We start from the raw sequence: 26,393 nt of genomic DNA on the forward strand, positions 1-26,393 counted from the left end.
TATCCTATATGACCAAACCGCGCATCATGGCCGGGCGTTTGGGACGGGCCCCACTGTTTTTTTCCTGTGGGGAGTGTTGACGACGTCGATGCAGCTCCCCCAGCAACTCCTGCTCAGCCTGTGACTTTTGTGCCGCGGAACCTTCCGCAAACAACAAGTGGGTTATTTGTGGGCTGATACCGAGGGAATCCCACATTTCATTCAATAAAGCGGCGCGCTGCTCACTGTCTTTTATTGCCAGCTCCGCTTGCGCAATCGTTGCCTCATCGGTATTGCCCGGGCGTTCTTTCATCTTGCCTCCCATTTTAATTTTGCGTGCAGTCCCTTCCTATCAAGGGAGGTCGCTGTTTTGTTGTTTTCTCATGGATGTCAACGAGATAACTTTTGCAACATCGAGTGAAAACCAACCTGGCTGCGGCTCACTTGCCCCGGCCCAACAACGGTAAAAACGGGATAGCCGGTCACTGCTCAGGGGGCTGTCGCCCAGCACACAGACATTGCCATACAGCACATAACCGCTCCCCAAGACGGAAAAACCGGCTCGGGCCAAAAGATAAAGGGCGGCGAATGGATTACTGAGCCCTGATCGTTCATGCACTCGCTCAATAAATACAATCCAGATACGCCGCTCTGACGCCTCGACACGCCAGGCAACCCGTAGCCCTGCATGCTCAAATACATGGCCAAGCGGGATAGGCGTTCTGCACAAGGTATGCACGGCGCAGGCAATCCCTCTTTCTGCAAACCAGGGCAGCAAGGGATCCTGCGTCATAGACCCACTCTCCCCAGCGGCTGAATATTGATCTGCTGAGTCAACTCCTGATAGGAGAGTACCGGCAGCGCATGGTAATCACCTTCGATGAGCTTGCGCACATAGCGGCGAATATCCATGGAGACGATGAGCACCGGCTTGTTCTGCATCTGGGTCAGGTCTCCTACCGTATGGCGCACCTGTTCCAGAAAGCTCTGGGTAATAGTGGGGTCGAGCGCCAGGTAACTGCCCGCGCTGGTTTGACGAACACCGCCACGGATCTGCTCCTCCACCTGCTGATCAAGCAGATAAGCAGGCAGAATATTGTTGCCGTTGGCGTACTTGTAGCAGATGTAGCGTTTGAGGCTGCTGCGGATATATTCGGTGAGCTGCACCACATCCTTCTCCTTCTGGCCCCATTCAACCATGGCCTCCAGAATCGCACGCATGTTGCGGATGGAGATGTCCTCCCCCACCAGCCGTTGCAATATTTCAGTCATCCGCTGCAACGGGATGATCCGCTGAGCCTCTTTCACCAACTCTCCATAGCTCCCCTCCATCTGCTCCAGCAGATAGCGGGTCTCCTGAATACCGATAAAGTCCTCGGCATACTCACGCAGCACATGGGATAGGTGCCAGGTCACCACCTGATCGGGGGTAAGAGCAGCAAGGCGCATCTTCTCGATCCGCTCCTGATGCTCCTTGGCCACCCACAGGGTGGGCTGCCCCGGCAACAGCGGAGTGCCCTCTTCATAGGGGATCCCCAACAGCTCAAGCTGAGAGGCATTCTCCTGTACCAGCAGATAGCCCGGTCTCAGCAGGCCACGGGCTACTGGTACCTCCTGCAGCTGGATCAGATATTCACCGGCGCCCACACCTTCGTTGAATCGCAGGTGGATCCCAGGAAAAGGCACCCCCAGATCGAGGTAGAGAGCCCGCCTCACCCGCACCAACTCATCGTTGAGGGCGATGGCCTCCAGCTCAGCTTGCAGGGCGGCGTCCACATCGATCAGCAGAGGAACCGTCATGGCAAACTCTTCCTTTTCACCGAGCTTGCCGCGGGGTTTACCACCGGCCTTGGGTTTGCTGCGAGCCGCCGGGGCCCCTGCTCCCTGCGCCAGGACAGTGGGCAAATCCTGGTTGCTGGTCTGCGCGTTACGCTGGCGCAATCCGATAAAGTAGCCACCAGCGGTCACGACCGCGGCCAGGGTGAAGAAGGTCACCATCGGGAAGCCAGGGATCAGACCAAACAGCACCAGCAGCACACCACCGATCAGCATCGCCTTGGGCTGGGCCACCACCTGGGCACCGATGTCGGAACCGAGATCGGCCGACTCTTCGGAAGAAACCCGGGTCACGATAATGCCCGCCGTGATGGCGATAAGTAGCGCCGGCACCTGAGAGACCATGCCGTCCCCTACCGTCAGGATGGAGTAGAGCTGCAACGCATCGGCCGCCGACAACCCCTTCTGGGTCACCCCTATGGTGACGCCACCGAGTATGTTGACAAAGATGATGATGAGGCCCGCGATGGCGTCCCCCTTCACGAACTTCATGGCGCCATCCATGGAGCCAAACATCTGGCTCTCCTTCTCGATGACGCTGCGCCGCTCCCGCGCCTCATGAACGTCGATCACCCCGGCACGCATGTCGCCGTCGATACTCATCTGCTTGCCGGGCATGGCATCGAGGGAGAAGCGGGCGCTAACCTCCGCCACCCGCTCCGAGCCCTTGGTGATCACCAGAAACTGGACGATGGTGATGATGAGGAAGATGACAATCCCCACTACCAGATTGCCCCCCACCACGAAGTTGCCGAAGGTGTAGACGATCTGGCCGGCATCGGCCTGCAGCAGGATCATTCGGGTAGTGCTCACCGAGAGGGCGAGCCGGAACAGGGTGGTGATCAGCAACACCGCCGGGAAGGCGGAGAACTGCAATGGTGAGTTGATATAGACCGCCATCATCAGCAGCACCACCGAGATGGTCATGTTGATGGCGATGAGAATATCGAGCGCCACCGGCGGCAACGGCAGTACCATCATGAAGACGATGGCAAGCAGCAATACCGCCAGCATGATGTCCTTGCGCTCGCCAATCCGGCGCAGCAGCTCAAGGGTGCGTTGATTCATTCTGCTCTTCCAGTTCGAGATAGTATTGATAGGCAAAACGGGCTTCATCGAGTCGCCCTGCCAGCTGGCAGGCTCGACTGCGGCAGAGCCATAAAGCTTCGTCGGTCACGCCTTCCGAGACCAGATAATCGACATGAGCCAGTGCTTCCTCTCCTCTGCCCAGCTTGAGCAAGGCCACCAACAGCGTACGTCGCCCGCTCTCGTGTCCTGGATGGAGCTGCAACAGTGCCGTCAACAGGGTACGGGCACGATCAGGGTGGCCGTACTGCAAATGCAGCCAGCCGGTGAGCAACAACAGATCCTGTTGCTGTGACGAAAGGGTCATGGTCATACCTTGTGCAACAGATGAAGCGTCATCTGCATCAGTTGTTCATCTTCATGCATCTGTTCGAGCAATACCGACGCCGCCATGAGCTCGTCCGTTCCCCCCTCTTTCAATAGGGCTCGCAACCCCTGCATCGCCAGGGTGAAATCCCGTGGCCGCAGCAAATCGTGAAAGCCGTGGGCGGGAGCGGCAAAGTCCAGCAGTGCTCGTTCTGCCAGGCGTTCGGGATAGAGCCGGTTGATGTGAGGTTCGATGGACTGTCCATCAGGCAACAGGGCGTAGCGTCCGGGCAAGCTCTGCTCTTGCTCATCCAGAGTGAGGGCGCTGAGCTGCTCGATGCCGATATGGGCGGCAGTAATACGGCTCATCGTCTCCATCCCTTGCGAAAGCGCTCAGTGATCCCCTCGGAGCAGGCGATTGCTGGATGACAGGCTGTCGTGATCCAGCTCATGGTGCCAGGGCCTCGCGTTGCAGCTGCGTCAGGGTTCTCAGCGCCTGATGCAGCAGCGGCAGAGTGATCGCTCGCTCATCCAGCGTGACAAACAAAAGCAGTTGATCCTCACCCAGCCAACCACAACGCACTGGCAAGACGGGAGCCTGCGCCGCAGCGGTAAGGGTCATCGCATGGCGAATGGCATCCGCACTCTGATGCCACGGCACTCGGCGAGCCAACCAGAGGGTGAGCCGTCCCTGATGACGCTCCAGTTGCAGCGTACCGCTCTGTTCCAGTTCCAGCTGGATCAGGTGGTGAGGATGCTCTCCAATGGGAATGCCCAGATCCTGGCAAAACTGTACCAGCTGAGGTTCAATCCAGTTCATGACGGGTCTCCAGACAATTCATCCTCTTCCCGCTCGATGGCGTTATCGAGCGCCCCCTGACAACATTGCAGCAGGTTTTGACGCTGCTCTTCCTCACTGAACAGTTCGATCGGCAACAAACGGATCAACCGCTTGAGCTCCTGATAGAGCTGCACCTGTTGCCGGGTATCCGCCAATTCCAATGCAGTCCCGACCAGCTCTACATCCCGTACCGTTGCCCAGCGCTTCTCCACCAATGCAATCAGATCGCCCATCAGATCAGAAGGCCCGTATGCCATGGGCCGCCCCCTCCTTCACCCGCTGCCACAGTTCATCTACCTGAGCCGAGAGGGTATTGAGCAACCGCAGCTTGTGCATGTCGCTCATCACCCGCTCCAACTTGACCGGATCGAGCCAGCGCTGCTGTGAGTCGAGATCAGCACTGAGTGCCTTCATCATGAAACCGGTCACTTTTTCCAGAGAACCGTTGCCAAAACGATGGTGAATATCACGCCACGCGCTGGAGAGGGCGCGATAGTCCTGCACCGCATCACGATAGAGGTCCCGCAGTGCCTGCTCACTCCCCACACCTTGCCTGGCAGCTTCGGCTGCCGGGCCCGTGATGCGCGCGCCAAGTACGATGGCAGTGCCCTGCTCATCAGCCAGTTTGGCCAGCGCCTGCTCAATGAGATTGAGAGTGCCCTGCATCTCGGGGCGTCCCGCCAGGTTTTTTCGCGCCTGGCAAAGCGCTTCAAACTGCTCGCTAACCTCACCGGAATAGCTCTCCAGGTAGGCCAGAAGTTGCGATAGATTGGCCAGTCGCCCGCTGCCAAGATGACTCACCATTTCCTTTATCTTCTGCTGACGTTCAAGCTCGGGAACCTTGTCCAGGTACTCCCCCACCAGCGCCTCGATCTCGCTGATCCGGGCATGGCTGTCGCTCAGCTTGCGCTTGGACAGGGATAATTCGGCTCGTTCAGAAAAGGCAAACGTGAGCTCTTCAGCCGCATCAGCCAAGGATTGGGATGCAGGCACCAGGGCGACCCGCTCGCCCTGAAATTGCCCTCTCTGCAAAGCAGGTTGCCGGGACACCTCCTCTGCCGCGTGCCCTTCAGGCTGGGCGGCAGAGAGGTAGGGGTTGCTCTGGATAATGGCCATGGAAACTCCCGTGATGAATGGATTGACGAGGATTGCATTATAAAAATCACCGTTCCTCACCTATGCCAAAATCAGCCGTGAATTTTTAGCCCTCTCCCAACTGTTTTCTAAAAAGTCCCGACTCGCGCTGAAATCCAGCTCTGGCCACCATCACTTATAGTGCTCACCGTTTTTACTGGTGTTGCTTCCTATGAATCTTTCCTTCGACCACATTGCAGGCCAACTGCGTCACGCCATTGACGACGCTCGGTTGATCCAGATCCGTGGCCGGGTCACCCAGGTGACCGGGACCCTGCTGAAAGCCGTGGTCCCCGGCGTTCGCATCGGCGAGTTGTGCCATCTGCGCAACCCGGACAACACCCTCTCCTTGCAAGCAGAAGTGATCGGATTTGCCCAGCATCAGGCGCTGCTCACCCCCCTTGGCGAGATGTTCGGCATCTCCTCCAACACCGAGGTGAGCCCTACCGGCGCCATGCATCAGGTCGGAGTGGGCGAGCATTTGCTTGGCCAGGTATTGGATGGGCTTGGCAATCCTTTTGCCGGCGGACACCTGCCAGAGCCAGCCGCCTGGTATCCGGTCTATCGGGATGCTCCTCCTCCCATGAGCCGAAAACGGATCGCACAACCCATTTCGCTGGGTATTCGCGCCATCGATGGTCTGCTGACCTGTGGCGAGGGACAGCGGATGGGGATCTTCGCTGCAGCCGGTGGCGGCAAGAGCACCCTGCTGGCTTCGCTTATTCGCAGCGCCGAAGTGGATGTCACCGTGCTTGCCCTCATCGGCGAACGTGGCCGGGAAGTGCGGGAGTTTATCGAGGCGGATCTGGGAGAAGAGGGGTTAAAAAAGGCCGTCCTGGTGGTGGCAACCTCTGATCGCCCCGCCATGGAGCGCGCCAAAGCCGGCTTTGTCGCCACTTCTATCGCTGAATACTTCCGGGATCAGGGCAAACGCGTGCTGCTGTTGATGGATTCCGTCACCCGCTTCGCCCGTGCCCAGCGTGAGATTGGCCTGGCCGCCGGTGAACCGCCAACCCGCCGCGGCTACCCGCCGTCGGTGTTTGCCGCCCTGCCCCGTCTGATGGAACGGGCAGGCCAGTCGGACAAAGGTTCCATCACCGCTCTTTATACCGTGCTGGTGGAAGGTGATGACATGACCGAACCCGTAGCCGATGAAACCCGCTCCATCCTCGATGGCCACATCATCCTCTCGCGCAAGCTGGCGGCCGCCAATCACTACCCGGCTATCGACGTACTGCGTTCCGCCAGCCGGGTCATGAACCAGATCATCGAGCCTGGACATCAGGTACAGGCCGGTCGCCTGCGCAGCTGGCTGGCCAAGTACGAAGAGGTCGAACTGCTGCTGCAGATCGGCGAATACCAGAAGGGTCAAGACAAGGTGGCCGACGAGGCAATCGCCCGCATTGAAGCGATCCGCCAGTGGCTCAAACAAGGCACCCATGAGCCGAGCTCGCTGCCCGAGGCGCTCGCCACCCTGGAGGCGTTGACCCGATGATCAGCCGTCTGCAACAGATAAAACAGTTGCGGCTGGAGCGGGCCGAGCAGCAACTCGCCGCCCAGCAGGCCAGATTGCAGCAGGCCCATGCTCGGCAACGAGAGGCGCAGCAGGAGTGCCTTGACTACCGTCAGTGGCGCCTCGTCGAAGAAGATCGTCTGTTTGCCCTCTGTCAGGCAGAGCAGCTTGATCGCAAAGGACTCAAAGAGTGGCAACAGCAGGTCGCCCTGCTGCGAGAACAAGAAGCCCACCTTGAACAACTGGCCGCCGAACAGGGCGAGCGGGTAGCCGAAGAGCGCACCCGGCTACAGGCGTGCCAGCTAGCGGTGCACCGTGCCCGCCAGCAACAGGAAAAGTTTGCCGAATTACACCGGCAGGAGCTGACAGCCCAGCAAGCCCTGCGCGACTACAACGAAGAGCAGGAACAGGAAGAGTTCCGCCAGCAGATCAGGATGTGACCAGAGATGAACCGACTCACCGCCCCCCGCGCTGATACCAAGATTGCTTGCGAGCAGCACAGCTTGCAACGCGAAGCGAACAAGGCTGATCCGGCGCAGCAGCAGCGCTTCGAACAGGCCCTGCTGCTCGAGTCCGCATCACAGAAAGTGCGTGATCAAAAAAGAGTGCCAGGCAGACAGGAGCAAGAGCGTCGGTCAAAACCGGATGCCCCCCTGTCAAACAGCAAAGCGGCGAACAAGGAGGCGGAGCTGGCAGAGAGGACGCTGGCACGTCCAGCCCCACACGCCAAAGCCCCTCATGGAAAGCAGGAGGGAAGCAATTGGCTGGAATCCCTATTGCTTCCTGCGACATCGCCTCAGATCCACGAGGGTATGCAGGCACCAACCACGCAGCAAGAGCGTGAGACCGCACAAGCTGAGCAGTCTAGGAGAGTGCCGAGTGATATCACCGGCAGTCCTAAGTTACTTGGCGCAGCCGAACCGGAGACTAAGGACGGAATCAATGAAAATACAGCAGACCTGCCACTGACCGAGGTTTCCAACGAAATACTCAGCCGGCTACAGCTAAGCGACAGCAACAAACTGCAAGGGCCCAGCGAACTGGCCACTCGGCCTGAGGTCAGCGAACGGCTGCAAACAGAAGATGAACCTATTGAACTGGCACCAGTGGCCAGCGAGGAAGAGTCGTTTGCGCAAGAGAACTTTGCCGGCTCGGCCATCCGGGTTACTCCTCTCGCGACCACGCCGGGAGATCTGCTGCTGGCCCGGGTAACGCCCAGTGTCAATCATCACGAACTGGGCCAGCTGATCAGCCGGCTGGCAGTGGATATGCACCTTGAACTGGGTCGTCTGGAACGCCCCCCTTTGCTGCAACTCTCCCTGCCCGCGCTCGGGGAACTCACCATCCGCATCGATCGCCATCAGGGCATGCTGCAGGTGGAGATGCTGGCCAGCGAACAGGGTTCCCAGCTGCTCAATCAAGGGCGCGGTGAGCTTATCGATCGCCTGCAACGCCTCTACCCCGGTGAGCGAGTCGCCGTTGATCTCTTTACCCGGGGCGACAGCGAGCAGGGGTCGCGCCAGAAACGATCCATCTATGACGAGTGGGATGCCGACGCATGACATCGATTGCCTTTACCTCCGCCTCACCGGCGGAGCTGACCCTGCAACAGCGGCTCAGCCAGTGCCGCCACCACTATGGCTGGAGCGGCGGCGAGCTCATACTCGCCATCGCATCGCAGCCAGCGTCCCTCGACTACCGGTTGCAACTGCAGTGGCAGGGGCTCTCCCTGCCGCTTTTGTGCCATGGCGCCGAACTGGCCCGCTGGCTTGCGCCGGACTTGCAGCAGGCAGCGCTTTTCAGCCTGCCAGAATCGCTGCAACTGGCGCTGATCGAGCGCCTTGGTCAACCTCTTGGCAACCTCAGCTGCTCGGCGTTGGCTCCGCTCGCCACCAGCGACACCGCCGGTCAGCCGGCACTACAACTGCTGCTCAAGCGGGAGGGGGCCACCCTCACCTTCTGGCTTGCCGAACCAGGCCCGCTGTTTGGCAAGCTGCCCACTCGACCAAGCCAACAGCGCCTGGCGCTGCCCCTCACCCTCTCCTTGCAGTGGGGAGCGATGCGGGTCGCCATTAGCGAGCTTGAGACGCTGAGCTGCGGCGATGTGTTGTTGCCACCACCTCACCCATTGATCGGCCAGCAGTTGCTGGTCTGCGTCGAGGGGCGACCCTTCGCCTATTGCCTTCCCCATCAACAACATCTGGAACTGACTGCCATGCACAACGCCGCCGATGACAATCTCGATGCAACCCAGCTGGATAACCTCCCCATCCAAGTTACCTTTGAAGTGGGCCGCCAGACGCTGGACTGGCACTCTCTGACCACCTTGCAACCGGGCTCACTCATCGATCTCGGCGCCCCCGTCGACGGCGAGGTACGCATCATCAGCAATGGCCATCAGCTCGGTAGCGGCAGGCTGGTTGAGATCCAGGGGCGACTCGGTGTGCGGGTCGAGAGCCTCAAGAGCGAGTCGCCGTCATGATCCAGTTGCCAGACGAGCTAAACCTTATCGTCGGGCTGGCGCTGCTGGCGCTGCTCCCTTTTATTGCCGTGATGGCTACCTCCTTCGTCAAGCTGGCGGTGGTCTTCTCGCTGCTGCGCAACGCCCTGGGGGTACAGCAGATCCCCCCCAACATGGCGATGTACGGACTGGCCATCATCCTCAGCATCTATGTGATGGCCCCGGTCGGTTTCGCAACCCAGGATTATCTGCGCCAAAACGAGGTCTCGCTGGCCAAATCCGAATCGGTGGAGAAGTTTCTCGACGAGGGAATGGCTCCCTATCGCGCCTTCCTGAAAAAACAGATCAAACCGCGGGAGCACGCCTTCTTCATCGACAGCACCAAACAGCTTTGGCCCAGCGAGTATGCCGATCGACTGGAATCCGACAGCCTGCTGATCCTGTTGCCTGCTTTTACCGTGAGCGAGTTGAGCCGGGCTTTCGAGATAGGGTTCCTGATTTATCTCCCCTTTATCGCCATCGACCTCATCATCTCCAACATTCTGCTGGCGATGGGGATGATGATGGTGTCCCCCATGACCATCTCGCTGCCCTTCAAACTGCTGCTGTTTGTGCTGCTTGATGGCTGGGCCCGTCTCACCCACGGGCTGGTCATCAGTTACGGAGGCTAATATGAGTCACGCCGATATCCTCCACTTCACCAGCCAGACCCTCTGGCTGGTGCTGATCCTCTCCATGCCGCCGGTGTTGGTGGCAGCGCTGGTGGGGACGCTTGTCTCTTTATTGCAAGCCTTGACCCAGATCCAGGAACAAACACTGGGCTTCGTCGCCAAACTGATTGCCGTGGTGATCACCCTGTTTGCCACTACCGCCTGGCTTGGCAACGAACTCTACAGCTTTGCCGACATGGTGCTATTCAAGGTGCCTCAGATCCAATGAACCTGGATAGCCTGCAGGGCCAGATGCTGGCCTACACCCTGTTGCTGCCGCGCTTTATCAGCTGTTTCGTCATGTTGCCGGTACTGAGCAAACAGATGCTGGGGGGGGCGATGATCCGCAATGGCGTAATCTGTTCGCTGGCCCTCTTTGCCTACCCCATGGTGGCCGACACGTTGCCACCCACCATCACAGCACTGGATCTTGCCCTGCTGGTAGCAAAAGAAGTACTGCTTGGCCTGCTGATCGGCTTTGTGGCCGCCATCCCCTTCTGGGCTATCGAGGCAAGCGGCTTTCTCATCGACAACCAGCGTGGCGCCGCCATGGCCTCCATTTTCAACCCGAGTCTTGCCAGCCAAACCAGCCCGACCGGACTATTGCTGACCCAGACTCTTATCACCCTCTTCTTTGCCAGCGGTGCCTTTCTCGCCCTCCTTTCTGCTCTGTTTCAGAGCTATGCCAGCTGGCCTGTCGCACACTTCTTCCCCACCATCGGCGATCGCTGGGTGAGCTTCTTCTACAGCCAGTTCAGCCAGATGCTGCTGCTTTGCGCTCTGCTGGCCGCACCGCTGCTTATCGCCATGTTTCTGGCTGAATTCGGGCTGGCACTCATCAGCCGCTTTGCCCCCTCCCTCAACGTCTTCGTACTGGCAATGCCGATCAAGAGCGCCGTTGCCAGTCTGCTGCTGGTTATCTACATCAAGTTGATGATGGACCACGCCTATAGGCAGGTGCTGGCGGTCATGGATCCGCTGCGACTGCTGATCCCCATTCTGGAGGCTCGATGAGCGGAGAGAAAACCGAGCTGCCCACCCCTAAAAAATTGCGAGACGCACGCAAGAAGGGGCAGGTGGTCAAAAGCAAGGAGGTGGTTTCCACCGCCATCATTCTGAGTCTTATCGGCATGTTGATGGCGATGTCCGATTACTATCTGGAACACCTGGGCAAATTGATGCTGATCCCGGAATCCCACCTCAACCTCCCCTTTACCCAGGCCCTCAACCATGTGCTGGAAAACCTGATGCAGGAGATGGCTTATCTCTGCATCCCGCTGCTCGGAGTCTCGGTACTGGTGGTACTCATCTCCCACTTTGCCCAGTACGGCTTTCTGCTGAGCGGCGAATCCATCAGACCGGACATCAAGAAAATTAACCCGGTGGAAGGGGCCAAGAAGATTTTCTCCATCAAAAGCCTGATGGAGTTCGTCAAATCCCTGCTTAAAGTCACCCTACTCAGCCTGCTGGTCTGGATCACCATCGAGGGCAACTTGCAGGCGCTGTTACAACTGCCAGGGTGCGGCATGAGCTGTATTCCGCCTGTGCTGGGAGGCATGCTGAGCCAGCTGATGGCAGTCTGCGCCATGGGCTTCGTGGTGATCGCCATCGCCGACTACGCTTTCGAACACTATCAGCACACCAAGCAACTCAAGATGAGCAAGGACGAGGTAAAACGGGAATACAAAGAAATGGAAGGGAGTCCAGAGATCAAGAGCAAGCGCCGTCAATTCCATCAGGAGCTGCAGTCGAGCAACATGCGTGCCGACGTGAAGCGTTCCTCGGTCATCGTCGCCAACCCGACCCATATTGCCATCGGCATCCGCTACGAGCGAGGTGAGACCCCCCTGCCTGTGGTGACTCTCAAATTCACCGATGTCCAGGCTCTGCAGGTTCGCAAGATAGCAGAAGAGGAAGGTATTCCAGTACTGCAGCGTATCCCATTGGCCCGTGCCCTCTATCGAGATGCGCTGATCAACAACTACATCCCTGCCGATCAGATCGAAGCGACCGCCGAGGTGCTGCGCTGGCTGGAGCAGTGGCGCCAAAATGAAGGGCCGCAATGGTAACCGCCATCGGGTTATCTGCGTACCGCTTCATCTAAAAATACCCGACTTCAATTTATATCCAGCTGACCCCTGTTCTTGCGACCCTGTGCACCAACATCATCAATCACACGAAGAGATGGGTATGAAACTCAATTCCCGATTGCCCCAACAACTGCATACCTCTCAACCCAGTCAACTGTCTGCTGACGAGTGGCAGCTGCTCGCAGCGGATAGACGCTCGCCAGCCGACACTCCAGACAGAACATTGATGACTAATCGACGGCCACAAGCAACGTTCGTTTTTGACACCACCAGCCAGGAATTCCCATGACATTCGATGCCATGCTATCCGCCCTCTGCCGCCATCTGTACCTGCCTCCGCACTACCGACATGCAAATGGACTGGACATCCCGGCGGGCTCCTTCACTCTTCATATCAGACAACAGGATCGGCTGGTGACTCTGTTCATTCCACTGGGCGATATTCAGGCCACATCGCTCGCCAACATGGCTGATTGGCCGATACTCCAGCTCAGCAACACAGATGAACGTAATACCCTGCTCTGGGCTCGCGAGTGGCTCGACAAGCTCAACCAAGACATCATGGTAGATTTGATTAGCCGCATGTTGCATCAGGCGCAAGCCTTAACGCTGAGCTGTCAACCGTCCACGACCTTATCAGACAATCGACACTCGGCAGCTCTTCACGGCTAAATTCCATAGAAGTAACTTATCCCGACAAGATTTCGGCTAAATGTTGAGCGGCCGGATAGCAAAAAGCCCCCGGCAACCAGGTTGCTGGGGGCTTTTCTGAAGATGGCGGAGGAGGTGGGATTTGAACCCACGGATGGTCGCCCATCGCCGGTTTTCAAGACCGGTGCATTCAGCCGCTCTGCCACCCCTCCGAACGGCGTGCATACTACGTCAGCCCCTTGTTCATATGCAATACATATTTGATTTGGGATAGTAGGGGACAACAGGCTGGGGTGGGGCTTGAAATCAGCGCTCGTCATCCCGACATTCAGTGCATACAATGCGTTAACGAGGCGGATTGCCGCCTCACCCCGGAAATCAAGAGGACACCCAAGATGGATACCCGTTCTATCTATACCGGCACCCAGAGTGCCGCGCGCGATACCAACAAGGTACTGCGCAACACCTATATGCTGCTCTCCCTCACTCTTGGCTTCTCTGCCGTGGTGGCCGGGGTAGCCACCGTGATGAACATGCCGCCCCTGCACTGGGCCATCTTCCTCATCGGCGTCTACGGTCTGATGTTCCTGACCGAGAAGAATCGCGAAAACGGCATGGGGCTGGTGTTCACCTTCGCCCTGACCGGTCTGCTGGGCTATAGCCTCGGCCCCATCATCAACATATACATGAACAATGGCGGCGGCGAGATCGTGATGACCGCGCTCGGCGGCACCGCGCTCACCTTCTTCGGTCTGTCGGCTTATGCCCTGACTACCAAGCGTGACCTCTCCTTCATCGGCGGCATGCTGTTCGTCGGCTTCTGGGTACTGCTGGTGGCCATGATCGCCAACATCTTCCTGCAGATGAGCGCCCTGAGCCTGGCCCTGTCCGCCATGTTCATGCTGTTCTCCTCCGGTGCCATCCTGCTGACCACCCAGCAGATCGTACGCGGCGGCGAGACCAACTACATCTCCGCTACCGTCACCCTGTACGTCTCCATCTACAACATCTTCCTGAGCCTGCTGAGTCTGCTTGGCGGCAACCGCAACTAATCAAACACCCCGCTTCGGCGGGGTTTTTATTGGCACCTGTTTCTGTCAGGATAAGTTGTAAATCAAGGATATGAAGCGAAGTGGCCCTGATCCAAATCAGGGCCGTTTCGTTGTTGACCGGTTATGCTCTGGTTTTCGTTTCGCTCAAGGGTTACGCTCTCCCATGCCCACGGATTTCTCTGGCCTGTTGCGCCGTTTGCTGACTGACAGTCATATCTATTTCGCCCTCAAGGTACTGCTGGCCATCATGGGGCTGCTTGCCTTCACCCTGGCGACCGGCGACATCCAGCTCACCGTGCTGCTCTCCCTCGGGGTGGTGGCTGGCGCCATCGCCGAGACCGACGACAGTCTGTGGGGCCGGGTCAAGAACCTCGCCATGACCCTGCTCTGCTTCCTGTTCGCCTCCCTGTGCGTGCAGTACCTCTTCCCCACGCCCTGGCTGTTCGCCCTGGGGCTGGCGGGTTCCACCTTTATCTTCGTGATGGTGGGGGCGCTCGGTCAGCGCTACGCCACCATCAGCTTCGGCTCCCTGCTCATCGCCATCTACACCATGCTGGGGGCCGCCAAGGCGCCGGATCTCTTCTATCAGCCGCTGGCGCTCGGCGCCGGGGCACTCTGGTATGGCCTGGTGTCGCTGGTCTGGCTCTGGCTGCTGCCCTACAAGACCCTGCACGAACAGCTGGCCCAGAGCTACTTTGCCCTCTCCCGCTATCTGCTGGAAAAATCCCGCTTCTTTCCGGCCGACGAGCACGGCGCCCAGGCCATTCGTCACAACCTGGCCCAGCTCAACATCAACCTGGTCAACGCCCTGACGCTCACCAAGTCGGCGCTCAACGCCCGCCTCAGCACCCGTCACCGGGCCTCCCCCGAGCTGGCCAGCCTGCTGCGCCTCTACCTGCTAGCGCTGGAGATCCACGAGCGGGCCACCTCCAGCCACTATCCCTACAGCAAGCTGGAGGCCGAGCTCAAGCAGGGCATCGTGCTTGACGGCTTTCAGGAGGTGTTCCTGCAGCTCTCCGAGGCGTGCCAACGGCTCGGCTACGCCATCCTGGTGCACAAGCCCTATGCCCACAACAAGCGCATCCACTGGACGCTGGAGGCCCTCGGCGATCAGCTGGAGTTCACCCACCTCAAGCAGCACTACCCGAAAACCCTGCTGACACCGATGAAGTTTCTGCGCCGCAATCTGGCCAGCATCAACCAGCTGCTGCAAAGCGCCGAGGAGCTGCAAAATCCCGAGCTGGCGCCGCAGAGCCTGCCGCCCCTGGCTCGCCCCGCCCGCCTGCCGCTGCTGACCCAGCTCAAACAGCACCTAACCCCCAACTCCATGGTGTTTCGCCATGCCCTGCGCCTGTCGCTCGGGCTGGTGGTGGGCTATGGCATCCTGCAGGCGTTCCACTTGGACAAGGGCTACTGGATCCTGCTGACCGTGCTGTTCGTCTGTCAGCCGAGCTACAGCGCCACCCGCCGCCGGCTGGTGCAGCGCATGCTCGGCACCTTCGCCGGCCTGCTGGTGGGGATCCCGGTGCTCTGGCTGTTCCCCGAATTGCACGTACAGCTGGTGGTGATGGGGCTGGCCGCCTTCCTCTTCTTCACCCAGGTGCGCAGCAACTACAGCGCCGCGGTCTGCTTCATCACCCTCTACGTGTTGATGGCGTTCAACCTGCTGGACGGCATCGGCTTCGCCATCCTGGGGCCGCGCATGCTCGATACCTTCCTCGGCTGCCTGCTCTCCTACGCTCTGGTGGCCTGGCTGTGGCCGGACTGGCAGTACAAGCGGCTGCCCACCCTGATCGCCAATTCGCTCTCGGCCAACGCCCGCTACCTCTCGGCGGTGCTCGCCAGCCTGCAGCAGCAGCGGGATGAGTCCATCGACTACCGGGTAGCGCGCAAAAGCGCCCATCTGGCAGACAGCGAGCTGGCCATGGCCTGGCAGAGCATGCTGGTGGAGCCGCAGAAGCGCCGTCGTTTTCTCGACCTCTGCTTCACCCTCACCTGGCGCAACCACGCCCTGCTCTCCTATATCTCGGCGCTGGGAGCCCATCGCGACAAGCTGGAGGCCATCGGCGAGCTGGACGAGATCAGCCGTCACCTGAGCCACACCCTGGAGCGGGCTGCCGGTCACCTGGCGGGAGAGATGCCGGAGCAGATCGAGGGGCAGTGCCCGGTCATCACCCCCGACAGCAGCGAGGAGCAGCTGATGCTGACCCAGCAGCTCAACCTCATCAGCCAGCTGGCGGATGAGTTGCTCACCCTGGCCAACGAGAGCCGGTTGCTCACCCGGGAACAAGGCGCTACCATGCCCGCCCAATCCTGACAGGCCACAAGGAGCCCACCATGTCCGAGCACCACCAGCTGGAATTCAACGGCCAACTCATCGAAACCGATGCCAAGGGTTATCTGCTCAACAGCAGCGACTGGAGCGAGGCGCTGGCACTGGTACTGGCCGAGCAGGAAGGTATCGTGCTGGAGGAGCCGCACTGGGAAGTGGTGCGCTTCGTGCGCGCCTTCTATCTGGAGTTCAACACCTCCCCCGCCATCCGCGCCCTGGTCAAGGCGATGGAGAAGCAGTACGGCCCCGAGAAGGGCAACAGCCGCTACCTCTACAAGCTGTTCCCGGAAGGCCCCGCCAAGCAGGCCACCAAGATTGGCGGCCTGCCTAAACCGGTGAAATGCATCTAAAAAAATACCGCGCCCATCCAAGATGCCGCGCGGTATTTTTTTACCTTGTCGACCCTGTTAGGGGTTGTAAGCCACCACGGAACCACTCAAGCCGGTCATCTGGCCGATGCGGCTCTGCATGCCCTGCAGCTTGGCCTTGGAGACATCCGGCCCGATGAAGACCCGGTTGAGCTGACCCTGGACCGGCGTGCGCGGCGAGGTGTGCGCCGAGTAGCCCGCAGCCCGCAGCTTGCCCACCAGCGCATTGACACTGTCGACGTTCTTGAAGGCGCCGAGCTGCAGGATCCAGCTGCCCTGAGCCGGCGCAGTAGCGGCAGGCGCCGGGGCTGTCGTTGTGGTCGGTTGTCCCATCTTGCTGGCAATGAGATCGTCCATCGACTTGATCTGGCCCGCCTGCGGCTTGTTCTCAACCGGTTTTTGCACCTCGACCGGCTTGGGCGGCACCACCTTGGGCTTGGGCTGCTCCACCGGTTTCTTGGCAATCACTTCGGGCTTGGGCTGGGGCTTGACCACAGGCGGAGTGACGGGCTGGGTCACCGGCTTGGCGGCCGGTTGCTGCACCGGCGGCTGGCCCTGCTTGGCCCCCAGGGTTACCGGCTCGGGCACCTCTTCCACCTGCCACTGCTCGGCGGCAGAGGCCTGCTGCTGGCTGGCCAGGTGTTCCGCCGGCAGGGTGCTGGCGGCCGATACCTGCAAGGCGGGCTTGGCGGGCTCCAGCTCCGGGCGCAGCGGGATCTTGGCAAACGCCTCTTCCTTCTGCTCCAGCTTGTGGCCGTCCATCAAATCCGGCAGAAAAATGACAACTAGGGCCACCAGGATGACGGTGCCCACCAGACGGTTTTGAAACTTAGAGGCCAAGTTGAATCCTACCTTTACGTAACTCAATATGCGATTCGGCTCCCCGCCAGAGGGCCGGGGAGCCGGGGTGTGGCCTAGACGGCGACACCCGCCAGAATGTCGGCAACAGTGTAAAACGAACCAAACACAATGACCATATCATCAGGACTCGATGCGGCCAACGCAGCAGCATAGGCCTGCCCCACGCTGTCAAAGGTGGTCGCCGGCCCCCGCTCGCTGCCAAGGGCGGCCGCCAGCTGGGCCGCGCTCGCCGCCCGCGGGCCGGTCAGGCCGGCCAGATACCACTCACCGATAAGGCCATCGAGCTCGGCGAGCGACCCCGCCATGTCCTTGTCCTTGAGCATGCCGACCACGGCGCGGCGCACGCCGGTGCAGGGCATCTTGCGCAGCTGGGCTGCCAGGTAGGCTGCCGAATGGGGGTTGTGGGCCACATCGACGATGACCAGCGGCGCGCTTTGCAGTTGCTGCATCCGGCCGGCCAGCCGGGCATTGGTCAGTCCTTGTCGAATAGCCTCTTCCGGCAGCGGCAGGCCGAGGGACTCCAGCGCCGCCAGCACGGTGACCGCGTTCATCAGCGGCAGGGCCGGTTTGGGCAGGTCTCGCCACTGATGAAGGCCGTGATAATCCCAGCCGCTGGCGTGCTCATCACCACGAAAATCAATGCCGACCTGACGCAGGCAGGCACCGAGACGGGCAGCCTCGCTGGCGATGGTGACGGGCGGATTGGGCTCACCGCTGATGGCGGGTTTGCCGGCGCGATACACCCCCGCCTTCTCCACCGCCACCGCCTCGCGGGTATCCCCGAGCCAGTCGCAGTGATCGAGCGCAATGGAGGTGATCATGGCGACATCGGACTCCACCACATTGGTGGCATCGAGCCGACCGCCCAGCCCCACTTCCAGCAGCAACACATCCGGCGCGGCGCGCCGGAACAGCCACAAGCCCGCCAGGGTGGCGAACTCGAAGAAGGTGAGCGCAATCTCGCCGCGGGCCGCTTCCACCTCGGCAAAGGCGGTGCAGTGATCGCTGTCGGCCAGTTCGGCCCCGTTGATCCGCACCCGCTCGGTGAAGCGCAGCAGATGGGGAGAGGAGTAGACGCCGACCTGGTAGCCGGCTTCCATCAGTATGCTGGCCGCCATGGCACAGCTGGAGCCCTTGCCATTGGTGCCAGCCACCGTGATCACCTTGAACGGCAGTTGGGTAAGACCCATGCGGCGGGCCACGGCGCCGACCCGATCCAGCCCCATGTCGATGTTGACCGGGTGGATCTGCTCCAAATAAGAAAGCCAGTCGACCAGCGACCGGCTTTGGGATTGTTGCATGTTGGAACTCATCTTCACTCTTCGATGACGTGAGTATTCAGCATTTTGGCGAGCAGGCTGGCCAGACGGTTGCGCATCTCGCGGCGATCGATGATGAGGTCGATGGCGCCCTTCTCCAGCAGGAACTCGGAGCGCTGGAAGCCTTCCGGCAGCTTCTCGCGCACGGTCTGCTCGATGACGCGCGGACCGGCAAACCCGATCAGTGCCTTGGGCTCGCCCACGTTGATGTCACCCAGCATGGCCAGACTGGCGGAGACGCCACCCATGGTGGGGTCGGTCAGCACGGAGATATAGGGCAGGCCGGCTTTGGACAGACGGTCCAGCGCCGCACTGGTCTTGGCCATCTGCATCAGGGAGAACAGCGCCTCCTGCATGCGGGCACCACCCGAGGTGGAGAAACAGACCAGACCGCGACCTTCCTTGATGCTCTCCTCGACGGCGCGCACGAAGCGGGCACCCACCACGGAGGACATGGAGCCACCGATGAAGGAGAACTCGAATGAACAGGCGACGACCGGCACCCCCTTGAGGGTCCCTTTCATCACCACCAGCGCATCTTTTTCTCCCGTCTCTTTCTGGGCGGCAGACAAACGATCCTTGTAGCGCTTGGAATCCTTGAATTTCAAGACATCCTGCGGCTCCAGCTCGGCACCGATCTCGGTGCGGCCCTGCTCGTCGAGAAAGCTCTCGAGACGGGCACGGGCGCTGATGCGCATATGATGATCACACTTGGGGCACACTTCGAGATTGCGCTCCAACTCTGCCCGGTAGAGCACCTGTTCACAAGCACTGCACTTGGTCCACACCCCTTCCGGAATGTTGTGACGACGAGGTGTAGTGATCTTGCTCTTGGGAAGGATCTTCTCAAGCCAGCTCATGGAATTCCTTAATGCTTTTGTGCCTGACAAAACGCATCGAGCCTAGATTGTTCAATGACTTAATAGCTCGATGGCAATAAATGACGGATCATTAAACCACAAATTTTCGGGGCCAGTTACTAAAAACTGGTCGTACCCGGTGCCGAGTCCGGCAGCCACAACGGGCCGAGCGGCATCCGCGGCAACCCCAGCTCCGCCGGGTAATCCACGTCCACCAGATAGAGTCCCCCCGCCTTGGCAGTCGGGCCTGCCAGGTTGCGATCCTTTGCCGCCAGCACCTCGGCAATCCACTCCACCGGCTGGAGCCCCTGCCCCACCAGCAGCAGGGAGCCGGTGATGTTGCGCACCATGTGGTGCAGGAAGGCGTTGGCCTTGATGTCGAGCACGATGTAGGGGCCGGAGCGGCTGACACACAGGTGCGTCACATTGCGCCAGGGGGTGTTGGACTGGCAGGCGACGGCCCGGAAGGTGCTGAAGTCGTGCTCCCCGAGCAGGCTCTGGCCCGCCTGGTGCATCAGATCGGCATCGATGGTTTCGTGGTAGTGACTGACGCCACTGCCGAGGATGGCTGGCCGGTAGTTGTGGTTGTAGATGACGTAGCGGTAGCGACGGGCGGTGGCGCTGAAGCGGGCATGAAACCCCTCCTCCACCTGCTTGACCCAGCGCACGGCGATGTCCGGCGGCAGGTTGGAGTTGAGACCCAGGGTCCAGGCCCCTTCGGCGCGATTCGCATCGGTATCGAAGTGGATCACCTGGCCGGTAGCGTGGACACCGGCATCGGTGCGCCCTGCGCACTGGATGGCGACGGGGTGATTGGCGATCCGGCTGAGGGCCTTTTCCAGCTCCTCCTGTACACTGATCACTTCGCGCTGACGCTGCCAGCCGAAATACCGGCTGCCGTCGTATTCAATACCTAGGGCAATTCGCATGGATAAACTTGTCTTCTGATGAAAAGGGGCGGTGAACGAAACGGGGCGGATTATACGCGCCTCGCCTCAAAAATCCCAAATAGCCGCGTCCAGGCCGAACCAGGCGCCAAAACACCGATGCCAAAAACAAGGGGCAGCCCATCGGCTGCCCCTGCTTTCACCACTATGCGCTGGCTCTCTAGCCAAGGCGCTTGAGCAGCTTCTCGGCCTCGGCCCGTTGATGCTCGGTGCCCTGCTCCGCCGCTTCTTGCAGCAGTTCGCGGGCACTATCCTTGTCGTCGATCTCGAGGTAGGCACGAGCCAGATCCAGCTTGGCACCCACACCGCCATCGTCGGCATCCACGTCAAACCCGGTAGACTCCGGCAGCACCTCGGGGAAGCCATCCAGCCCCACATCCAGCGAGAATCCCTGATAGGGTTCCTGCTCGGTGGTGGTGGCGTCGGCCTCGGCCAGCAGCTTGTCGATCTCGACATAGCCGCTCTCCTGGGCCTGCTCCCGTGGCTTCACTTCGCCCGGATGGGACTCCACCTCGGCGAAGGCATCCTCGAAATCGGCCAGGGCCAGCTCGTTGGGATCCCACTCCAGATCTGCAGCGGCCTCCTGTTTCCCCTTGGTCGGCTCGGGCTCCAGCCCCAGCTCCGCCAACAGCTCATCGGCACTGGCGTCGGCCGTGGCACTGGCCGCCTTGTCGGCACCCGGCTCGGCAAAGGCGCTCTCGAAGTCGCTCAAATCGAAGGAGGCGAGATCCTCGTCGCTGACCATGGTGTCGCCATCGGGCTGACCGTCATCGCTGCCATCCAGCGCCAGATCGGCTTCCAGGTCTGCGTCCAGCTCGGCGAACAGGGCTGCCTGCAGCTCCTCTTCGCTCATGATCTCGTTGCCAGCCTTGGGCTTGGGATTGAATTCGCTGGCAAGGTCCAGATCCGGCTCGGTGTCGAGGGTGATGGACTCGTCATGGGCCAGATCCAGCTCGGGCACCAGATCCGGATCCCGGATGGCGGCCTTGGCGGGCGGGGCCGGCTCGGCATCGAAGCTGGCCAGGTCCATCTCGCCGTCGTCGCTGAACACCAGATCGGCCGGCGCGGCAGGCTCTTCCACCGCCATGTAGCCATCCGGCGTGTTGAGGTCCGGGCGCGGTCGTACCGGCTCGTCGTCGGTGATGCCGACCGTCATCAGCTCGTCAAATTCGCTGCTCTCCTGATCCATCACCATGGCGGTGGATTCGGACAGACTCTTCTCCTGCTCTTCCAACTCGCGACGGGCCCGCGCCCGCAACCACAGGGTCACCAGCGCCAGCACCAGCAGCACCGGCAACAGGATGATCATGGCCAGGTTGAGCGGCGAGGAGAGCAGGTCCATCAACCAGTTCTGCTTAGGCTCGGGGGCCGGTGCCACCGGCGGAACCGGCTTGGCCTTGAGCTCGGCAATCTCTTTTTGCAGCGCGGTCTGATCCTGCAACTGGGCCTTGAGGGTCTCCACCTCTTCGGTCAGGGATTGCAGCCGCAGCTTGAGCCTGTGGTTCATCTCGGTGACCTGGCCGAGCTGGGCATTGGCATCTTCCAGTGCCAGCGCCATCTCGGTGGAGGGCTTGCCGACCGGTTGATTGACATCGGCCGGCAACGGCGCCGGTGCGCTGGCCGTGGCGGCGCTGGTGGCAGCCGCCTGGCTGGCTACCGGCTCGGGAGCCTTGGCAACCGCCTTCACCTCGGTGGCCGGCTGGGGTGTCTCCACCTTGGGTGCCGGGGCCGGAATGGGCGCCGCCTTGGCGGGCGCGACCTTGGCTACCTCGGGTTTGGCCGGCTCGGCCGCCTTGGTCGGGGCCGCTTTGGTGGTCACCGGCTTGGCCGGCTGGGTATGCTTGCTCGCCAGGTATTTCGGGCTCAGCCCTTTCCAGCTGGCGTTGTCACTGCGGAATTTGGCGCGGGCCTCGGCATCGGTGATGACGCTGGCCTCGGCGGTGGTGGGCAGCTGGATGCGCGAGCCCACCAGAATGTGGTTGATGTTGCCATCGGCGAAACTGCGGGGGTTCTTCTCGTAGATCGCCACCATGGTCTGGTAGACGCTGACACTGCTGGAGGGGCGGTACTTGCTCGCCAGGCTCCAGAGGGTATCGGTGGGACGAATGGGGCCATAACTGCCGGCATTGCTCGCGACCTGCCGCACGATCGGCTGGGCCGTGGCTCGGCTGGGTTGAGACGTGGCGCGGGGAGCGGCGACGGGTTGTGCCAGCGGCTGGGAATTGACGGCGGGCGGAGCCGGCTCGTCCGGGCCTTTGAGCTCAACAAAAAAAGGCTCCCGCGCCGAGTCTTCGGCCTGGGCCGTGCCCAGCAGACCCAATGCGAGTAGCGTTGCCAATGTTATGCGGGAATGTCCCATATTCGTTCCTTCGTATGACGGCCCTATCACATTGAAAAATCTGGATAGTTACCCCAAAACAGTCGGTTCAATATAAATCAGGCTCAGGTTGCAAGCCAGCAGTCCGACACATTTAGCACCCAACTTGCCCCTGAGTGTAGGAAAAAACTTAATCAGTTGATATCACGAAAAATTCTCGGGGCTGCAGAGTGCGCCCCCGGTCACATCCACCCCATGGGTACACTGGCTGGCAGCCTGGCGGGTTTCCCTCCCCGCCAGGCCAATGGACCCGACGATCAGAGGTAATCGCGCACCAGCAGTTCAGCAATCTGCACGCTGTTGGTCGCCGCGCCCTTACGAACGTTATCGGCCACGATCCACATATTTATACCGCAGGGGTGAGAAATATCCTGGCGAACCCGGCCCACCAGCACCTCGTCCTTGCCGGTTGCGTCGCGCACCGGGGTCGGATAGTCGTTCTCATCGTCAAACAGGGTGACGCCCGGCGCATTGCGCAGCAGCTCCTTCACCTGTTCGGCGTCGAGCGGTTGATGCAGCTCGACGTGGACCGCCTCGGCGTGACCGTAGAACACCGGCACCCGCACGCAGGTGGGGTTCACGGCGATGCTGACATCCCCCAGGATCTTCTGGGTCTCCCACACCATCTTCATCTCTTCCCGGGTGTAGCCGTTGTCGGTGAAGCTGTCGATCTGCGGGATCAGGTTGAAGGCGATCTGCTGCGGGTAGAGGCTCGGCTCCACCGGACGACCGTTGAGCAAATGGGCGGTCTGGCCGGCCAGCTCGCTCACCCCCTCCTTGCCGGAGCCGGAGACGGACTGATAGGTCGCCACGTTGATGCGGGCGATACCTACTTCATCGTGCAGCGGTTTGAGCGCCACCAGCATCTGGATGGTGGAGCAGTTGGGGTTGGCGATGATGTTGCGGTTGCGAAAATCGGCCAGCGCATCCGGGTTCACTTCCGGAATGACCAGCGGGATATCTTCGTCGTAACGGAAGCAGGAGGTGTTGTCGATGACGATGCAGCCGTGCTCGGCGGCAATCGGCGCCCACTTGGCAGAGACCTCGGCCCCGGCGGAGAAGAGGGCGATCTGCACCTGGCTCCAGTCAAACTCCTCCACATCCAGGATCTCGACGTTCTTGCCGGCAAAACGCACCGTGTCGCCGGCGCTGCGGCTGGAGGCCAGCGGATAGAGGGTGGCGATCGGGAAGGCACGCTCTTCCAGGATCTCGATCATCGCCTCGCCCACGGCGCCGCTGGCGCCCAATACCGCTACGTTGAATTGCTGACTCACTGCTGTTCTCTCCTATGATGGTGCCGGTGACGCGCGCTGGCATCACCGCTGGCAGGCGGACCTGCCTGATAGCGGGTCTGGCGTCGGGCCAGACCGGGTATGGGCGGGACAAGGCTCCCGCCCCTTCAAGTATGTAAAGTATTCAGTCTGGCTGGCAGACAAACCCGAGCCGGGCCAGGACAGCGCCGGCAAACGGCCCCTTCAACTGCAGGGAAGAGAGCTCGCGCCGCTCCGGATAGTGTTTGCGCTGCTCATCGAAGCTGCCCGCCACACCGAGTCGGTTGCGAAAACGGGCGTCATCGCGGCGCACGTCATAAATAAGGTGGACCAGCTGCTTGATCAAGGCCTGATCCGTCGGCTGGCCCGGTGTCACCTCCCGCACCTCGGGGGTCGGCAACAAACTCTGCAGATCCTGGCGCGGCGTACGCCCCAGCTGCCGGCAGAGAGCCTCATAGAGCATCCAGGTGCCGCGGGCCTTGCCTTCCAGGCTGTAACCCGCGATGTGCGGGGTCGCGAGCTCAGTGTGGGGCACCAGGGCCTGCAGCGGCTCCGGCTCTCCTTCCCACACGTCCATCACCAGCCGCAGCGGCGCCTGACTCTGCTGGCGCGCCAGCAAGGCCCGGTTGTCCCACACCTCGCCACGGGAGGCGTTGATGAGGATCTGCCCGGCCGGCCGGGCGGCAATCTGCGCCGCATCCAGCAGGTGGAAGGTGGCGTCCGGTCCCAGGTGGGTGATGGGAACGTGGAAGCTGACGATGTCGGCGCCGAGGGCCTGCTGGTAGTCGACAAACTGCGCCGCCTCGTTGGCCTCGGCGGCGCGGGCACGGGGCGGATCGCAGCGCAGCACCCGCATGCCGAGGGCCTCGGCCTTGCCTGCCACACACTCGCCGGTGTTGCCGGCGCCGATGACCGCTAGGCTCATCTCGCTCAAGTTGAGCTCATGGCGCTCGGCCAACACCAGCAGGGCGGAGAGCACATAGTCGCCGACCGAATATTTGTTGCAGCCGGGGGCGCTGAAGAAGGGTATACCCCGCTCGGCCAGCAGCCCCTTGTCCACGTGATCGGTGCCGATGGTGGCGGTGCCGACGAAGCTCAGTCGTGGGCAGCTGGCCAGCAGTGCGTCGTCCACCCGGGTGACAGAGCGCACCAGCAGCACGTCGGCCTCTTGCAGATCCGCCGCCAGCATCTGCCTGCCGGGCAGCGGGATGACCTCGCCAAATTCGGCAAACAGTTCACGGGCGTGGGGCATATTTTCATCAACGACGATCTTCATCGGGCTCTCTCACTTCGCTAGCGGCCACAAGCGCGCCATTCTAGCCCAAACAGACCGAAGTTTCAGATGCTTATTCATCCATGAGCGGCCGCCACCGTGACTTTCTGGCGGGAATCTGCGCGCTGCTGACCCATCTCTGCTCAACCGAGTGGCGCGGCCTGCACAAGCACCCTCGGGAGCTCCCCTTGCCACCAGTCGGATTGCACGCGGCGGGTTGGCCATCACCACACTCATTTGTAACCCCATGTTACAGCGAGCCGGGCGCGACTTGACCGACCGCACTGGGCTGGCACAATGGCGCCTCTTTTTTTGCTGCCCATAAGTGGGCACCTTGCCGAGCCCCGTTATGCCGACTCACGCCTCTTCCCTGCCGCGCCGCCAGGTGCTGTGTTTCAGTGCCGCCCTGATCCTGCCGCTGCTCCTGCTGGCCTGCCTGCCCTGGCAGCCGTTCATGAGCCAGGCCCTGCACTCGGACTGGCTCTGGTGGCCCTACGCCCTCACCCGCATGGTGGATGTGCCCGGCATCGGCGTCAGCATCCTGGCCCTGCTGCTGCTGACCCGACACAAGCTGACGCTGAGCCTGCCGGCGCTGCTGGCCCTCGGCGGAGCCCTGTTTGCCGTGCTGGCCGGCGACTGGCTCATCAAGAGCCTGATCAAGCATCTGACCGAGGAGCCCCGCCCCTACCTGCTCTGGCTGGAGAGCCAACAGCTGATCCCCGCCATCCAGCAGTTCTACACCGGCAAGGTGGAGGTGCGCAGCGAGCAGGTCCATGCCGCCAGCCAGCTGCTGGCACTGCCCGAGTGGCTCGCCAACCACTGGCAGGCGGAGGTCAACTACGCCTTCCCTTCCGGCCACAGCATCGCCGCCATGAGCCTGGCCCAGTTCTTCGGCCTGATCTGGCTGGCGCGCGCCCCTGCCGGCGCCTGGCTGCTGCCGCTGTGGGCCATCGGTGTCGGCCTGTCGCGCATGCTGATCGGCATGCACTGGCCGCTGGATGTGCTGGCGAGCGCCCTGCTCGGCAGCCTCACCGCGTTGTTCGCCGCCCGCTGGTGGCTGCGCCATTACTGACATCTGCACGACACAAAAAAACGGGCACCCGCGGGTGCCCGTTTTTGTTCAAAG

Annotated in this window: 28 protein-coding genes and 1 tRNA gene; 13 read left to right on the forward strand and 16 right to left on the reverse strand. The window is 61.1% G+C overall.

Features of this window, described 5'->3' with window-relative positions; genetic code table 11:
* Nucleotides 1-4: 4 nt before the first annotated feature.
* The 8 genes from R2E40_RS13795 to sctW all read right to left on the reverse strand — a co-directional run bounded on the left by R2E40_RS13795 (nucleotide 5) and on the right by sctW (nucleotide 5,164).
* Nucleotides 5-292 (reverse strand): LcrG family type III secretion system chaperone, encoded by a 288-nt coding sequence (locus tag R2E40_RS13795; protein ID WP_269382421.1) that lies wholly within the window; start codon nucleotides 290-292, stop codon nucleotides 5-7.
* 39 nt (nucleotides 293-331) lie between these two features.
* Nucleotides 332-772, reverse strand: coding sequence for an LcrR family type III secretion system chaperone (locus R2E40_RS13800; protein WP_318163633.1), 441 nt, complete (start codon nucleotides 770-772; stop codon nucleotides 332-334).
* Nucleotides 769-2,931, reverse strand: coding sequence for a SctV family type III secretion system export apparatus subunit AscV (gene ascV / locus R2E40_RS13805; protein ID WP_275945684.1), 2,163 nt, complete (start codon nucleotides 2,929-2,931; stop codon nucleotides 769-771). Before ascV ends, R2E40_RS13800 begins: the two co-directional genes overlap by 4 nt.
* Complete coding sequence (gene ascY / locus R2E40_RS13810) at nucleotides 2,864-3,208, reverse strand: type III secretion system chaperone AscY (RefSeq protein ID WP_041213427.1); 345 nt, start codon at nucleotides 3,206-3,208, stop codon at nucleotides 2,864-2,866. Before ascY ends, ascV begins: the two co-directional genes overlap by 68 nt.
* A 2-nt stretch (nucleotides 3,209-3,210) precedes the next feature.
* Nucleotides 3,211-3,576, reverse strand: a complete 366-nt coding sequence (gene ascX / locus R2E40_RS13815; protein ID WP_029302718.1) for a type III secretion system protein AscX — start codon at nucleotides 3,574-3,576, stop codon at nucleotides 3,211-3,213.
* 79 nt (nucleotides 3,577-3,655) lie between these two features.
* Complete coding sequence (acr2, locus tag R2E40_RS13820) at nucleotides 3,656-4,027, reverse strand: SycN family type III secretion system chaperone Acr2 (RefSeq protein ID WP_044800275.1); 372 nt, start codon at nucleotides 4,025-4,027, stop codon at nucleotides 3,656-3,658.
* Nucleotides 4,024-4,305 (reverse strand): TyeA family type III secretion system gatekeeper subunit, encoded by a 282-nt coding sequence (locus R2E40_RS13825; RefSeq protein WP_042066748.1) that lies wholly within the window; start codon nucleotides 4,303-4,305, stop codon nucleotides 4,024-4,026. Before R2E40_RS13825 ends, acr2 begins: the two co-directional genes overlap by 4 nt.
* The gene (gene sctW, locus R2E40_RS13830) at nucleotides 4,286-5,164 is read right to left on the reverse strand and encodes a type III secretion system gatekeeper subunit SctW (RefSeq protein WP_318163634.1); all 879 of its coding nucleotides are present in this window, start codon (nucleotides 5,162-5,164) and stop codon (nucleotides 4,286-4,288) included. The genes R2E40_RS13825 and sctW overlap by 20 nt, the downstream gene beginning before the upstream one ends.
* A gap of 190 nt (nucleotides 5,165-5,354) precedes the next feature.
* Between sctW and ascN the strand changes: the two genes are divergently transcribed.
* The 9 genes from ascN (at nucleotide 5,355) to R2E40_RS13875 (ending at nucleotide 12,628) form a co-directional block, all read left to right on the forward strand.
* Nucleotides 5,355-6,677, forward strand: coding sequence for a SctN family type III secretion system ATPase AscN (gene ascN / locus R2E40_RS13835; protein WP_318163635.1), 1,323 nt, complete (start codon nucleotides 5,355-5,357; stop codon nucleotides 6,675-6,677).
* A complete protein-coding gene (gene sctO / locus R2E40_RS13840) occupies nucleotides 6,674-7,135 on the forward strand; it encodes a type III secretion system stalk subunit SctO (RefSeq protein ID WP_207137790.1) in 462 nt (153 codons plus the stop codon). Before ascN ends, sctO begins: the two co-directional genes overlap by 4 nt.
* A 6-nt stretch (nucleotides 7,136-7,141) precedes the next feature.
* The gene (locus R2E40_RS13845; RefSeq protein WP_318163636.1) at nucleotides 7,142-8,257 is read left to right on the forward strand and encodes a type III secretion system needle length determinant; all 1,116 of its coding nucleotides are present in this window, start codon (nucleotides 7,142-7,144) and stop codon (nucleotides 8,255-8,257) included.
* A complete protein-coding gene (gene sctQ / locus R2E40_RS13850) occupies nucleotides 8,254-9,177 on the forward strand; it encodes a type III secretion system cytoplasmic ring protein SctQ (RefSeq protein WP_318163637.1) in 924 nt (307 codons plus the stop codon). Before R2E40_RS13845 ends, sctQ begins: the two co-directional genes overlap by 4 nt.
* Complete coding sequence (gene ascR, locus R2E40_RS13855) at nucleotides 9,174-9,827, forward strand: SctR family type III secretion system export apparatus subunit AscR (protein WP_017408013.1); 654 nt, start codon at nucleotides 9,174-9,176, stop codon at nucleotides 9,825-9,827. Before sctQ ends, ascR begins: the two co-directional genes overlap by 4 nt.
* A gap of 1 nt (nucleotide 9,828) precedes the next feature.
* Nucleotides 9,829-10,095, forward strand: a complete 267-nt coding sequence (gene ascS, locus R2E40_RS13860) for a SctS family type III secretion system export apparatus subunit AscS (RefSeq protein ID WP_017408012.1) — start codon at nucleotides 9,829-9,831, stop codon at nucleotides 10,093-10,095.
* Entirely contained in the window at nucleotides 10,092-10,880 is a 789-nt protein-coding gene (sctT, locus tag R2E40_RS13865) for a type III secretion system export apparatus subunit SctT (protein WP_042066755.1), read from the forward strand. Before ascS ends, sctT begins: the two co-directional genes overlap by 4 nt.
* Complete coding sequence (gene sctU / locus R2E40_RS13870; protein WP_318163638.1) at nucleotides 10,877-11,935, forward strand: type III secretion system export apparatus subunit SctU; 1,059 nt, start codon at nucleotides 10,877-10,879, stop codon at nucleotides 11,933-11,935. Before sctT ends, sctU begins: the two co-directional genes overlap by 4 nt.
* A 306-nt stretch (nucleotides 11,936-12,241) precedes the next feature.
* Nucleotides 12,242-12,628 (forward strand): hypothetical protein, encoded by a 387-nt coding sequence (locus R2E40_RS13875; RefSeq protein ID WP_318163639.1) that lies wholly within the window; start codon nucleotides 12,242-12,244, stop codon nucleotides 12,626-12,628.
* 103 nt (nucleotides 12,629-12,731) lie between these two features.
* Here R2E40_RS13875 and R2E40_RS13880 read toward each other — a convergent pair.
* Nucleotides 12,732-12,819: transfer RNA gene (locus tag R2E40_RS13880), tRNA-Ser, on the reverse strand.
* 183 nt (nucleotides 12,820-13,002) lie between these two features.
* Between R2E40_RS13880 and R2E40_RS13885 the strand changes: the two genes are divergently transcribed.
* The 3 genes from R2E40_RS13885 to R2E40_RS13895 all read left to right on the forward strand — a co-directional run bounded on the left by R2E40_RS13885 (nucleotide 13,003) and on the right by R2E40_RS13895 (nucleotide 16,341).
* The gene (locus R2E40_RS13885; RefSeq protein ID WP_318163640.1) at nucleotides 13,003-13,659 is read left to right on the forward strand and encodes a Bax inhibitor-1/YccA family protein; all 657 of its coding nucleotides are present in this window, start codon (nucleotides 13,003-13,005) and stop codon (nucleotides 13,657-13,659) included.
* Between the two features lie 163 nt (nucleotides 13,660-13,822).
* Nucleotides 13,823-15,976, forward strand: a complete 2,154-nt coding sequence (gene yccS / locus R2E40_RS13890) for a YccS family putative transporter (RefSeq protein ID WP_318163641.1) — start codon at nucleotides 13,823-13,825, stop codon at nucleotides 15,974-15,976.
* A gap of 20 nt (nucleotides 15,977-15,996) precedes the next feature.
* Nucleotides 15,997-16,341 carry a TusE/DsrC/DsvC family sulfur relay protein gene (locus tag R2E40_RS13895; protein WP_041216564.1) on the forward strand — a complete coding sequence of 115 codons (345 nt, stop codon included), beginning with the start codon at nucleotides 15,997-15,999 and terminating at the stop codon, nucleotides 16,339-16,341.
* Between the two features lie 57 nt (nucleotides 16,342-16,398).
* On the opposite strand, the gene dedD is transcribed toward R2E40_RS13895, so the two are convergent.
* The 7 genes from dedD to R2E40_RS13930 all read right to left on the reverse strand — a co-directional run bounded on the left by dedD (nucleotide 16,399) and on the right by R2E40_RS13930 (nucleotide 25,270).
* Nucleotides 16,399-17,199, reverse strand: coding sequence for a cell division protein DedD (dedD, locus tag R2E40_RS13900; protein WP_253626380.1), 801 nt, complete (start codon nucleotides 17,197-17,199; stop codon nucleotides 16,399-16,401).
* 74 nt (nucleotides 17,200-17,273) lie between these two features.
* Nucleotides 17,274-18,533 carry a bifunctional tetrahydrofolate synthase/dihydrofolate synthase gene (gene folC / locus R2E40_RS13905; protein ID WP_318163642.1) on the reverse strand — a complete coding sequence of 420 codons (1,260 nt, stop codon included), beginning with the start codon at nucleotides 18,531-18,533 and terminating at the stop codon, nucleotides 17,274-17,276.
* A 2-nt stretch (nucleotides 18,534-18,535) separates the two neighbouring features.
* Nucleotides 18,536-19,399: an acetyl-CoA carboxylase, carboxyltransferase subunit beta gene (gene accD, locus R2E40_RS13910; RefSeq protein WP_011706493.1), complete on the reverse strand. Its 864-nt coding sequence runs from the start codon at nucleotides 19,397-19,399 to the stop codon at nucleotides 18,536-18,538.
* A gap of 119 nt (nucleotides 19,400-19,518) precedes the next feature.
* Nucleotides 19,519-20,328, reverse strand: coding sequence for a tRNA pseudouridine(38-40) synthase TruA (gene truA / locus R2E40_RS13915; RefSeq protein ID WP_318163643.1), 810 nt, complete (start codon nucleotides 20,326-20,328; stop codon nucleotides 19,519-19,521).
* A 178-nt stretch (nucleotides 20,329-20,506) separates the two neighbouring features.
* Nucleotides 20,507-22,705, reverse strand: a complete 2,199-nt coding sequence (locus R2E40_RS13920; protein WP_318163644.1) for a FimV/HubP family polar landmark protein — start codon at nucleotides 22,703-22,705, stop codon at nucleotides 20,507-20,509.
* A 275-nt stretch (nucleotides 22,706-22,980) separates the two neighbouring features.
* The gene (locus R2E40_RS13925) at nucleotides 22,981-23,997 is read right to left on the reverse strand and encodes an aspartate-semialdehyde dehydrogenase (RefSeq protein ID WP_318163645.1); all 1,017 of its coding nucleotides are present in this window, start codon (nucleotides 23,995-23,997) and stop codon (nucleotides 22,981-22,983) included.
* A gap of 142 nt (nucleotides 23,998-24,139) precedes the next feature.
* The gene (locus tag R2E40_RS13930; RefSeq protein ID WP_318163646.1) at nucleotides 24,140-25,270 is read right to left on the reverse strand and encodes a 4-phosphoerythronate dehydrogenase; all 1,131 of its coding nucleotides are present in this window, start codon (nucleotides 25,268-25,270) and stop codon (nucleotides 24,140-24,142) included.
* A 346-nt stretch (nucleotides 25,271-25,616) separates the two neighbouring features.
* Here R2E40_RS13930 and R2E40_RS13935 point away from each other — a divergent pair, with 346 nt between their 5' ends.
* Entirely contained in the window at nucleotides 25,617-26,339 is a 723-nt protein-coding gene (locus R2E40_RS13935) for a phosphatase PAP2 family protein (RefSeq protein WP_318163647.1), read from the forward strand.
* Nucleotides 26,340-26,393 lie beyond the last annotated feature (54 nt).

It is taken from the genome of Aeromonas sp. CD (assembly GCF_033349375.1).
GTDB classification, from domain to species: Bacteria; Pseudomonadota; Gammaproteobacteria; order Enterobacterales; family Aeromonadaceae; genus Aeromonas; species Aeromonas hydrophila.